This is a genomic window from Terriglobus roseus DSM 18391, from assembly GCF_000265425.1.
GTDB classification, from domain to species: Bacteria; Acidobacteriota; Terriglobia; order Terriglobales; family Acidobacteriaceae; genus Terriglobus; species Terriglobus roseus.
Genome location: NC_018014.1, coordinates 2,377,079 through 2,389,123 on the forward strand (window position 1 = coordinate 2,377,079; position 12,045 = coordinate 2,389,123).

At 59.5% G+C, this 12,045-nt stretch carries 8 protein-coding genes; 4 read left to right on the forward strand and 4 right to left on the reverse strand.

The genetic code is table 11. The features are described 5' to 3' along the window. Positions 1 to 80: 80 nt before the first annotated feature. The 3 genes from TERRO_RS09940 to TERRO_RS09950 form a co-directional block, all read right to left on the reverse strand. Positions 81 to 3,368, reverse strand: coding sequence for a TonB-dependent receptor (locus TERRO_RS09940; RefSeq protein ID WP_014785871.1), 3,288 nt, complete (start codon positions 3,366 to 3,368; stop codon positions 81 to 83). A gap of 193 nt (positions 3,369 to 3,561) precedes the next feature. Beyond that, positions 3,562 to 4,194: a response regulator gene (locus TERRO_RS09945; protein ID WP_014785872.1), complete on the reverse strand. Its 633-nt coding sequence runs from the start codon at positions 4,192 to 4,194 to the stop codon at positions 3,562 to 3,564. Positions 4,195 to 4,218: 24 nt separating this feature from the next. Then, positions 4,219 to 7,248 carry a sensor histidine kinase gene (locus tag TERRO_RS09950; protein ID WP_052313313.1) on the reverse strand — a complete coding sequence of 1,010 codons (3,030 nt, stop codon included), beginning with the start codon at positions 7,246 to 7,248 and terminating at the stop codon, positions 4,219 to 4,221. A gap of 243 nt (positions 7,249 to 7,491) precedes the next feature. On the opposite strand from TERRO_RS09950, the gene TERRO_RS09955 reads away from it, so the two are divergent. Next, a complete protein-coding gene (locus TERRO_RS09955; protein WP_014785874.1) occupies positions 7,492 to 8,814 on the forward strand; it encodes an amidohydrolase/deacetylase family metallohydrolase in 1,323 nt (440 codons plus the stop codon). Positions 8,815 to 8,962: 148 nt separating this feature from the next. Further along, positions 8,963 to 10,282 (forward strand): MFS transporter, encoded by a 1,320-nt coding sequence (locus TERRO_RS09960; protein WP_014785875.1) that lies wholly within the window; start codon positions 8,963 to 8,965, stop codon positions 10,280 to 10,282. Between the two features lie 474 nt (positions 10,283 to 10,756). Here the strand turns inward: TERRO_RS09960 and TERRO_RS09965 are convergent, their stop codons facing one another. Continuing rightward, complete coding sequence (locus TERRO_RS09965; RefSeq protein ID WP_041592545.1) at positions 10,757 to 11,305, reverse strand: hypothetical protein; 549 nt, start codon at positions 11,303 to 11,305, stop codon at positions 10,757 to 10,759. On the opposite strand from TERRO_RS09965, the gene TERRO_RS24045 reads away from it, so the two are divergent. Both TERRO_RS24045 and TERRO_RS24050 read left to right on the forward strand, forming a co-directional pair. After that, positions 11,260 to 11,601: an outer membrane beta-barrel protein gene (locus tag TERRO_RS24045; RefSeq protein ID WP_483754800.1), complete on the forward strand. Its 342-nt coding sequence runs from the start codon at positions 11,260 to 11,262 to the stop codon at positions 11,599 to 11,601. The genes TERRO_RS09965 and TERRO_RS24045 overlap by 46 nt on opposite strands. Beyond that, positions 11,534 to 12,043: an outer membrane beta-barrel protein gene (locus TERRO_RS24050; RefSeq protein WP_483754799.1), complete on the forward strand. Its 510-nt coding sequence runs from the start codon at positions 11,534 to 11,536 to the stop codon at positions 12,041 to 12,043. The genes TERRO_RS24045 and TERRO_RS24050 overlap by 68 nt, the downstream gene beginning before the upstream one ends. The last annotated feature ends 2 nt before the right edge of the window (positions 12,044 to 12,045 follow it).

Sequence of the window (12,045 nt, forward strand, 5' to 3'; positions counted from 1 at the left end):
CCTGGTCGCGTGACACGCTTAATGAAAAAGATAGCCGCCGGAAGGTCCCGGCGGCTAGAGGTTGGAACAATTTGGAGAATTTAGAAGTTGATCTTGCCGGCGAGCTGCAGAATACGCGGTGTGTATCCGCTTGCCATGGACGAGATGGTACCGAAGGTAGATCCAGTGAAGTTGAACTGGCCCGTGGTTGCGCTTGCGGTCGGCAAATTCGAGTTCGGGTTACCGACGTTCGCATGGTTGAACAGGTTGAACGATTCTGCACGCAACTGCAGCTTCAGGCGCTCGAAGATCGCGAAGTCCTTGGACATCGAGAAGTTAACGTTCGCGAAGCCAGGTCCCTTCAGATCGTTGCGGTGCAGGTTGCCGAAGGTGAATGCTGCGGGCAGCGAGTAAGCGGTGCGGTCGATGCAGTTTGTGTTGCCGATACGGGTAGCGCGGCCACAGCTGAGGGCGTTTCCGTCCTTCACGTAGTTAGGGCGCTGCGTGCCGATGCCACCAACGTTGGCCTGGTCGTTCGAGATCGAGACATTGAACGGGATACCAGACTGCAGGGTGACGATGGCATTTGCATGCCAGCCGCCGAGCAACGAGTTGCCGATCGCTCCAAGTGCATGGAAGTCAGGCATGGCATAGGTAACAGTTCCAACGAAACGGTTCCGAATATCCCAGTTGGAGTTCGAGTAGTCAGCCCGCAGGTTGTTCTGGATCATCGCCGTACCGCCGCCATTCGCGTCGCTCGACGTGTCCATGTTGTGTGCCCACGTGTAGCCCAGCATGACATCCAGCCCGCGATATGCGTGCTGACGGAAGATTGCGCTCATGCCGTGATAGGTCGAGAAGCTGTCGTTGGTGATCTGACGAATCTGGCCAAACAACTGGTAGGGACGACGGGGATTGACAGCGCCAGCACCCGGCGTGGGCTGGTTCGGGTAGTAGGAGCGATCCAGGTACAGCGCCTTGGAACCAAGGTACTGCAGCTCAAACGCGCCGCCCTTCCAGAGCTCTACACCGGTATCCACGTTCCACTGGTACATGCGCGGGGTCGGCAGATAGTAGTTATCCGTAAAGGCCGAGACATACGTGCCAGGCGTTCCCGCCACGGGAGAAGCTGTTCCGCCGCTGCCGCCTGTTGGGTTGGCAAAGGTCAGCGTACCGACCGGGTTCGTACCGCTGTTGCCGTTGTAAACGATCGATGCCGCGAGCGGATAGTTCGAGGACGCCAGCGTGAAGGCGTTCAGGTGGTTGGGGTTGTAGAAAATACCGCCGCCACCGCGGATCACGATCTTGTCTGTTGCGCGGTATGCGAGACCGAGGCGCGGGGAGATGAGGTCATGGTTCGGTCCGTGGAATCCGAAGCCAGGCGTGGGAACGAACGTTCCTGGTGTGGTTGCCGTGCTGTTTGGCGTAAGCGCGGTGTAGGTCGAGTTCAGGATGCGGGCGTAACCATTCAGGGAGGTCGGGACGAGCGGCAGCTCATAACGGACGCCGTACTGAACCGTCAGCTTCTGTGTGGCCTGCCAGTTGTCCTGCGCGAAGAAACCATTACGCCACTCGGAGACAGATCCCTTCACCTGGAAAACGGGTGTCGTTACCTGGTTGGAGTAACCGGTGATGAAGTCGGCTGCAGCGTTTCCGGTATAGGAACCGTTGAAGCTGAACTGACCACGCGGCGTGTTACCGGCTGCACGGCCGATCGTCATCCGGCGAATGTCTGCACCTGCCATGATGTTGTGCTTGCCGAAGGTGTAGCTGATCTGGTCGTAGCCGTGAATCGTACGGTCGTCCTGGAACCAGTTCGTACCCTCAGCGCCAAGGCCCTGGTAGTTGGTGATGGTGATCGTGGGGATGCCGGGGTTTGCATTCGCAGTATCTGCGGTGAAGCCCGGGATGCCGAGATCCGTACCTGCCGTGCCCAGACCGGCCGTATAGAAGTAGTTGAGCGAGCTGGTGCTGAACTTGTTGAAGCCCACACGGAGATCGTTGATCATGCGCGGGGTGATGATGTGCGTGTACGCAATCAAGCCGTTCGTGTTCTTGGTCGGCGAGCTGCTGCCGGACGTAGGAACAATGTTGCCCGACGCGGACGTGATCGTCTGGTAGGAGTAACGGGCGAACAGACGGACCTTCTCGCCAAGGTTGTAGTCAACACGATCAAGCGTCTGATCCTGCTGGAAGGTGTTCGGCACGGCAACGCTGGCGTTGTTCGTGGTGCCTGGCAGGTTCGGATTCGCGTAGTACTGCAGCAGCTTGGTAGCGAGGGGCGAAACGTTCGTGATGCGGTTGTTCGCATACGGCGTCTTCGTGACTGGGTCCACAATCTGCTGACCTGCACCAGCGGCGCAAATACCGCCAACGAAGCTGGTACAGAGTGCGGAGAAATCGCCGCTCTGCATTGCTGGCGTCAGCAGTGTGGCGACAGTCGGAGACTGCTGCTTCTGCCGAAGACCTTCATACGATCCCATGAAGAAGAGGCGGTCGCGACCGTTGAAGACGTGCGGGATGGCGACGGGGCCGTCCAGAACGAATCCGAACTGGTTGAAATGCTGTACAGGAGTAGCGGCGCCCGATGGCGTCAGGAAGCTCTTGGCGTTGAACACGGTGTTCTGCACGTAGTCGAATGCCGTGCCGTGGAAGGTGTTCGTTCCGGCCTTGGTGTCGACGTTGATGTGTACGCCCATGTACGCGCCGTACTGCGCGGTATAGTTGCCGGTCTGCGTCTGAACCGCGCCGACTGCGTCTGCATTCGGTGTGACCGGCGAGCTCGAGATCAGCGAGTTCATGATCGTGATGCCGTCCAGGGTCAGCGAATTCGTAACTTCACGCGTACCTGCACCGATGTAGTTTGCGCCGGGAGGGTTACCGGTATAGCTGGTCTTGGGTCCGACGATGATGCTGGGATTCGTCGTCGCCAGTTCCATGACGCGGCGGCTTGCCATCGGCAGATTCTCGACCTGGTGCGCCGTTACCGTCTCGCCCACCAGTGCATCGTCGGTCGACAGTGCTGGGGTCGAGGTGGTCACAGTCACTTCCTGTGTGGAAGAACCGACCTGCAGCATGACGTCAGTACGTGCAGCCATGTTCAGCACAACATCGGTGCCCTTGCTGGTTACGCGCGAGAAGCCGTTCTGCTCAACGGACACGTCATAGCTACCAGGCTGCACGAACGGGATCTGATAGTAGCCCTGTGCATTGGTCGTGCCCGTGTATTGAACCTTTGTTGCAGTATTCACGGCAGTGACATGTGCGCCGGATACAACTGCACCAGTGCTATCCGTGACGGTTCCTACAAGAGACGTGTTGTTTGCTACCTGCGCGAACATCGCGGCAGGAAGAACCATGGGTGCAAGGTAAAGAAGAGACTTCTTCAATGAGGCGCTCCGGGTCAAGCTGAAATGAAGTGCAGGCTGTGAAGGCGCTACGGGCCCCGCCGTTCACATGCGAATCTGGCTGTGCTTATGGAGCTATTTCACAGCACGACCGGAAATGGCGCATCGGCCATATTGCACATTTGTTCGTAAGTCAAATGACCTAGTTGGATCGATTACGCCGACCGCAAGTATTTTAGGCTTCGTCCAAGTGGACGAGACCGCGCTGCAGCGCGAAGATGGTGGCCTGCGTGCGGTCACGCGCACCGACCTTATCCAACACCGCGCTCACGTGGATGCGCACGGTCTTCTCCGCAATTCCGAGTTCTTCTGCAATTTCGCGATTCGACCGCCCACGCGTGATGCAGGTCAGTACCTCGGCCTCGCGTGGCGTTAGATCGGTGGCCGGAATGCGTTCCGCCAGCCGATTGAGCACCGCCGAAGGAATGTAGCGAAGATCGCGACCCACTGCCTGAATCGCGTTCAGAACCTCGTCGCCGCTGGCGTCTTTTGTAAGGTAACCAAGTGCGCCACCCCGCAGCGCGCGATAGATATCCTCGCTGCCTTGGTAGGAAGACAGCACGATGCAACGCGCATGCGGAAACTCTTTGCGAATCGTAGCAAGAACCTCAAACCCGCTCATACGAGGCAGCCTCAGATCCAACAAAACGATGTCTGGCAGGAACTCGCGGTACATGGCGATGCCCTGCTCACCGTCGACAGCCTGACCGACGATCTGCAGGCCTGGCTGCATCGACAGCACGCTGGTCAGCGCCATTCGCGCCAGGAAGTGATCCTCCACCAGCAGTATTCGCGTGAGCTTCGTCATCTGCATCAACCTAACAGAAACGACCTACCACATGGCGGCGGACAGGGCGTTTCGCTCCGCCACGGGCATCGCATCACCTGCTGAAAAAGGAACCCGCACGACGATCTCAGTACCGAGATGCAGGGTCGATCGAACCGCAAAATCGCCACCCAGCTTCCGGGCGCGCTCTTCCATCACCATCATGCCGAAGTGGCCCTTTTTAGCCGAAGGTCGTCCCGGCTGAAAGCCGCATCCATCGTCCTTGACTTCCAGGCGAACCTCGCCCTTATTGAAGACCAGGCGCACATCGATACGCTGTGGCGAGGCGTGCCGGAGCGCGTTCGAGATCGCCTCCTGGCCGATGCAGACCAGGTGATGCACTGACCCCGGCGGCAAGACCAGCTCCGTACCGTCCACCTGCAGATCCACATGGATACTGTGCTCACGATAGTGCGCATCGATGGCGCGCGAGAGCGCATGCGACAGCACGCCGGAAAGCTCCTGCGAGTCGCGCAGATCCCAGATGATGCGGCGTGCCTCAGCCTGGCAGTGCACCACCATGCTGTGCGCCAGTTCGCAGGACTGCACCGCAGCCGCGGGATCGCCACCATCCACCAGCCGCTTTGCGGTTGCCTCCACCTGCCAGGCCACTGCAGCGAAGCCCGCCATCAGCGTGTCATGACATTCCCGCGCAATGCGGTTTCGCTCTTCCACAATCACGGCCAGCGAAGCGCGCATGCGATGCATGCGTCGGCGATACCAGACCACTGCGGCCGCGCCACACAGCAGCAGCATCGCAACCATGAAGTACCACCGCGCGTAAAAGTGCGGCATCTGCCGAACGCCCAGGGCTGCCGACGGCGAAATCCAATCCGTGCCGCTCTTACGCGCCTGCACCTCAAACCGATAGTGGCCCGGCGGCAGATGCTGGTAGTGCGCAGCACGCAGATGTGTGGTCGTCCACTCGCTGTCATAGCCATCCAGCCTGTAGCGAAACTCAATCTGTCCAGGATTCGAAAGTTCGCGGGCGTCGTAGAAGATCCGCAGATCCGCCTGCCCGGGCTTTAGCTCCAGGGTCCCGTTCGACCGCAGCGTCTCCATCTCACCGCTCGCCGCCGAGCTCCACCCCTCTATGGAAGCCACGGCGACCCGAGGTCCCGCATCCTCTGCGACGGCCGTCGTATGGACGAAGCCGCGTGTCGTGGCAAACCACAACGTCCCATCCGCCATGCGCGTCGCGCCAGGTTGCGATGGTCCGCTGCAGTCGCTTGAACGCATGCCGTCCGCCTTGCCGAACAGCACAACGTCCGGCACGGTCCCATGGCGATCCACGGCGCGCTGCATCTGCTCGCGGGAGACGCGAAGAATGCCACGTGACGTCCCCAACCATAGGTGGCCATCGAAATCTTCCAGACCGCTGTAGATTGGCAGACTGCCGAGCGCGCCGCCCACCTGCAGCGGCGCAACATGATCTCCCTGCAGAAGGCCCAGGCCGCCCCGTCGCGATCCCACCCAGATATCCCCGGCCAGATCGCGCGACAGCGACAGTACGTAAGGATGCGTCAGGCCCTTGATGGCGGTGACCGTCTGTCCCTTTACGCGGAACAGTCCCTCACTCGTGCCGACCAGTACACTGCCGTCCTGATCCTGGGACAGGCAGGTGATTAGTTTGTTGTCCAGCAGACGATCCGCCGCCCCCTTGCCCGGCTCCCCCGAGCTGAAGCGGAAGATGCCCGTGTAGGTTCCGATCCACAGCTCCCCTTCACGCGAGTACAGCAGCGCGCTCACGGCATTCACTGGAGACTCAATACCCAAGCGGTAGTGCTGCTTTTTCTTCTCGGTGACGCGGTATACCCCGTCAAACCATGTGCCCACCCATATCTCGCCCGGTTTCCCTTCGGTCAGCGCACGTATCGGTGTCGAGGGCTGCATCTCCGGCAACGGCACCGGCACGGTGACTTCCCCATGCTTGTGGAAGAGTCCCTGCCCCCAAGAGCCGAGCCAAAGGTCTCCCCGGCTGTCGGCGAAGGCCGCCGCCGCGTAGCCCACCGCGAGGCCTTCCTGCCTTCCATAAGGAGCGAAGGGCGCCTTGCGCCACCGGCTTAGTCCGCCGGTCAACATGCCGATCCAAAGATTGTCTTCGTCGTCGACAAAGAGCGACCGTACGGTCTCGTCTTCAAAGCCTTCACGTGCGCCCCAGTGCGCTGTCTCGGCTGCGACTTTTCCGATCGCCGGACTGTAACGCCAGAGGCCGTCGTGGCGAGTCCCAACCCAGACGTTGCGCCCCGCGTCGCTCACCAACTGCGTTACAGGACTTTTGGTCCCCATCACTTCTTTCACGACCGGCGCATTCGCTGACTCGTCCAGCACCTGCAACAAAGCGTGATCCGTACCGATCCAAAGCCCGCCATCACGATCCCGGAAGAGCGCCGTCGGCGATCCGTACTGCCTGGGCAACGGCAGGGCCTGCAGCGCTTCACTGCGCCATCGGAACAACCCGTTTGACGTGATGAACAACATGGAACCTGGAATGCCGTTCCCACCGCGGCAGTCGGCAAAGACCACTGTGATATCACCGGCGATTGTTCCAGTACCGGGAATGCGCTCCAGGCGGCCATTCCGAAAGCGTTCAATTCCGTTATGCGTCGCGACCCACAGCGTGCCCGCGTGGTCCAGCATCATGGTGCGGATGCGTTCATGCAGCAATCCAGCCTGCTCGCTCACGTTCACAACACCGGCCGCCGTCTGGTGCAGGACACCGCTGCCATCTGTGCCCACCCACAGATCGTTGTCCAGGCCGGGTAGCATCGCGTTCACTGCCGCCCCATTTACGCCAGCCGGGTTCTTTACAGTGCCCACCGGCTCAAATCGCTGGCCGTCGAAGGTCAGCACACCGGAAAACGTCGCCAGCAGCAGCTTCCTGTCGGTTGACTGCGTGATCTGCCGCACGTTGTTCTCGGACAGACCTTCTTCCACCTGCCAGTTCTGTTTTTGGTACTCCGACAGGCGCAGCCGGACCCCGGGCGTCGGCACCGCAGCCTGCCCCGCATACGCGCAACCGGCCACGAACGCCATCAGGACGATCAGAAACTGTATCCTGATCCGCGGGCCTCTGTTACCACTTCGGGGAGTGTTCTTCATGCGTCTGCTCTGTCTACCAAATCACAAGCGGCGACGCTCCGCAAGCATTTGCAAGGCTACAGACCTGCAATCCTATAAGACTATTGACGTAGACGCGCCACGGCCCATGGGCCCATGACAGACCGCTCCGCGGGGTAGATGATGTGCTGTCCTGTTAAACAGCCGTAAGGAGTTCCTTTGAATCTCTCGTTCCGATCCGTTCGCCTGGCGTTTGGACTTGCTCTGCTGTCCGGCGCCGCTCTCCACGCCCAGCAGTACGACCTGTTGCTCCAGCACGGCCATGTCATCGATCCGCGCAACAACATCGATGCCGTGATGGATGTTGCCATCAGCGCCGGCAAGATCGCAAAGGTCGCCGCCACGATCCCGTCTGCCTCAGCCGTTAAGACCGTCGACGCGACGGGCCTTTACGTGACGCCAGGCCTCATCGACATTCACGCGCACGTCTACACGGGCACAGGCGAAAAGAACTCCTACGCCGGCGACAACAGCATCTACCCGGACGGTTTTACCTTCCGCGTTGGTGTGACCACGGTCGTCGATGCCGGCGGCTCCGGCTGGCGCAACTTTGAAGACTTCAAGCAGCGTGTCATCGACCGTCAGCAGACCCGCATCCTCGCAGAGCTGAATATCGTCGGTTCGGGCATGCGTGGCGCTAAATATGAACAGAACCTGGACGACATGGACGGCGCGGCGACTGCAGAAGTGGCCAAGAAGTACCCTGGCCTGATCGTCGGCATCAAGAGCGCCCACTTCGAAGGTCCGGAATGGAAGCCGTATGAGCAGGCTGTGAAGGCCGGCACCATCGCCAACATCCCTGTCATGATCGACTACGGCGCCGACCGCAAGGAACGTCCTCTCTACGACCTGCTGACGAAGGTGCTCCGCCCCGGCGACATCTACACCCACGTCTACAGCGGTCTGCGCGAAGAGCAGGATCCCGTCACCCTCGGACCGCAGAAGGGCTTGATCGAAGGCCGCAAGCGGGGTATCTACTTCGACGTGGGACACGGTGGTGGCTCGTTCAACTGGAACGTGGCGTACCCCATCGTCACCAAGTTCAAGTTCCTTCCGGACTCCATCTCGACCGACATCCATATCACCAGCATGAACGCCGGTATGAAGGACATGCTGAACGTGATGGACAAGTTCCTTGCGCTGGGCGAACCGCTGCCGCTGGTCATCAAGCAGTCCACTTCAAATCCCGCGCATGAGATGAAGCAGGACCAGCTCGGCAACCTGTCTGAAGGCGCGATCGCCGACGTCGCTATTCTTCGCCTCGAGAATGGCAGGTTCGGATTTGTGGACATGAACAACGTCCGCGTCGACGGCAAGCAGAAGCTCACCTGCGAGCTGACCATCAAAGACGGCAAGGTGGTCTACGATCTGAACGGCATCTCGGCCGATCCGTACGGCGCGCCGGCATCCAGCGCTCAGAAGCAGTCCAAGCGCTGGACAACTATGCACACGGCCTTCGGCAAGGACCAGGAAGCCCACTAAGGCACTATTCTTATACCTGCAACCCCAGACGGCGTCCCTTCTAACGGACGCCGTTCTGACTTCAACAACATGGTTCCTCGGGGCGAGCTGTCATCATGGCTCTGACCTTCTTGCGCACCCCATCGGCGACCCGGAGCAAAAAACAGGTATGAGTTCAAAGGCATCTTCAGTCCGCGTCCGGTATCTGCTTGGCTTTCTTCTCTTCGCACTGAGCGGCATTGCCTTCCTCGACCGTACGAACATTTCCATCGCGGGTCCGCAGATCAGCCGGGAGTTCGCCCTGGGCCACGAACGGCTCGGATGGATCTTCAGCGCTTTCCTGATTGGCTACGCCATCATGCAGGTACCCGCGGGCTGGATGGCCTCGCGTTTCGGCCCGCGAGCTGTGCTCACTATTGGCACGCTCTGGTGGGGCGTCGCGACCATCCTGGCGACACTGTTGCCGGTGGGCACACCCACCGCTGTCTTCTGGCTGATCGCACTCCGCTTCCTGCTGGGAGCTGGTGAATCCGTCGTCTACCCCGCAGCCAATCAGTTCGTCTCCAACTGGATCCCGGTTGGAGAACGCGGGATCATCAACGGCCTGATCTTCGCTGGTGTGGGTGCCGGTAGCGGTCTCACACCGCCCCTCCTCAACTGGATCATCACGCAGCATGGCTGGCGCGCGGCCTTCTGGTTCAGTGCGATCGTCGGCGTCTTCATCGGTGGCGTGTGGTGGTTCGCATCTCGCAACATGCCGGAACAGCACCCCTCGGTATCCAAAGAAGAGCTGCAGGAGATTCGTGCTGGTCTGCCGAGCACCTTGCCTACAGAAAGTGACCTCGTGGATGGAGCGACCGTGAACCCGGTAGCTCCGAAATTCGAGTGGAAGGCGATGTTTACCCGCAAGGATCTGCCACTTCTCATGGGCGCCTATTTCTGCTTCGGATATATTTCCTGGATCTACTTCAGTTGGTTCTTCACGTACATGTCCGAAGTGCGCGGCTTTAATCCGAAGTCCAGCGCACTGTTCACGATGTTGCCTTTTATCTCCATGACGTTCTTCTGCCTGCTGGGTGGCGCTCTCAGTGACCGCATTACGCGTCGCTATGGTTTGCGCGCCGGCCGATGCTGGCTGGCTTCGGTTGCACTCTGCCTCACCGCGTGCTTCCTTGTCTTCGGCTCACAGGCAAAGAACCCGATCACGGCCGCCATCATTCTCTCGCTTGGCGCGGGTGCACTCTACCTCTCGCAGAGTTCCTTCTGGTCCGTCTCGATCGACATCGCCGGCAAGCAGTCCGGCGTCTTCTCTGCTCTTGTGAATACGGGCGGACAGGTTGGCGGCGCAGTTACCGCATCATTGACGCCATGGATCGCCCACGGCTTCGGCTGGACCTCTTCCTTCGGAACCGCAGCTTGCATGGCCATGCTCGGCGCCGCATGCTGGGCAGTCGTCAATCCAGCTCAGGTCCAGGCACGGGAAGCGTAGCGCGTCCCGTCGCGCCTGGAGAGTGCGTTCTGTGCCACGCGAGCAGTTGCGCATGCAACAGCGAACAGCGAGTGGAAAGCCGACTGGACAGTCGGCGGTTCTGGTGCCCAAACCGGGATGCTTCATGAGCAGAAATATCCGAAGGTCTGCCAGACGGCAGAGCGAGCCTCCACCAAGCTGTAATTTCTTCGTACATGGAGAAAGCTGGCGTCGGTGATTCGGGAGATCAGCTTTCACGGTCGAGCAGCCTGCGGAGGCTATTTGCCGTCCTAAACTCGACATGGCGCCGTGCCAGGGTGTCGTTGCTTGGCCACTGTGGCGCTTGCGGAACGTCCGCAGGTAGAAATCCTGATTGCGCGCGCTGCAAAGCTTTTCTGGACCGTGTCACAAAATCCTGGCCTTAGCGGACGGTTCCTGCGCCAGGAAATGCGTCGCCAAAAACAAACCACTCTAAGCGTCAGCTTCTCAGAAGCTTTAGTCGGAACTGAGGTCTAATCGCTTCGTCCGAGGTAGGTGACGTGCATCGAATATTTTTGCAGTATTCAATTTGATATGACGCAGCGACAGAGGCACCTCATACAACGTCTCTGCATAGCTCAGCCACGAGAGGCGCCAACCTTGTTCGAGGGTATGATCAGCAATGCCGTCGATGACCGCGTGATACATCTCCGGGTCGTTCGCCCAGGACGTTCCTCGCAACACATGCGGCTCGGCGGTGGGATCCCCGAGGTCATCATAGAAACCATTCTTCGGTGCCTTTTGCCAGTTGGCGATCTGCAACAGGCGGTCCCCTCGTTGTCCTTCTGACGGTAGCTGTAGAGCAAGCTTCATCTCCGCATCCAGCCAAGTTCTGTCGTTCAGGGGCGTCTCAATACGGTCCAGATTCGCACCGCGTTCCCAGTTCGAAGCGCCATACCTGGCGACACTGAGTTGCAGGCCAATCTCGTGAAAGAGCTGATTGGCGAGATGCTCAAGGTCTGCACGTAGAGAAAGCTCTTGTCCAACTCGACCGTGTTGACGCACCGAGCGGTGTAGGAGCGAACAACTTCCCGCTCAACTACTCGTCGCAGGCCTATAACTATCCCAGCCCCGAAGCGTACAACTGGAACCTCACCGTGGAACAGGAAGTCCCTGCCCTTGGCTTATTGACCATGTCCTACGCCGGCCGCAGGGGCATCCACCTGGAGAATATTCTGAACGCCAATCAGCTTCAGCCAGGAACGGTGCAGGCGAACCCCGGTGTCAACCAGGATGCTCTCCGTCCCTACAAGAGCTTCTCGAACATCAATCAAGCCACTAACTCCGGTGCGTCGAACTAATTGGTTCGGCACGTCGGCCTTCGTGACCTCGTATGACGTACTTACAACGCAATACGCGGGCAAGTTCGCTGGTCGAGGATCTCGTAACCAGATCACCGGACCCGGCTTCCAGAGCTATAACGCTGCATTGAACAAGAGCTGGACGCTTGTCCCCGGCCACGAAAACACGGTGCTCACCTTCCGTGCCGAGGCCTTTAACTTGCTCAGTCATCCGAGAGCGGATAAACCCGGATGTCGGCTATACCTCCGGCACCTTCGGCAAGAGCACCACAAAGGGCCAGACATACTGTGCAGACCGTCAGTTCCAGTTCAGTCTGCGCGTTGGTTTCTGATACCCCTAGTACTCCACTTATCCGGGTTCCACTTTCATAATGGAACCCGGTTTGTTTTGAGCCTAGCGCTTAAGCACACCGCAGAACGACAGCGGTTTCTGCCGACTTAGTC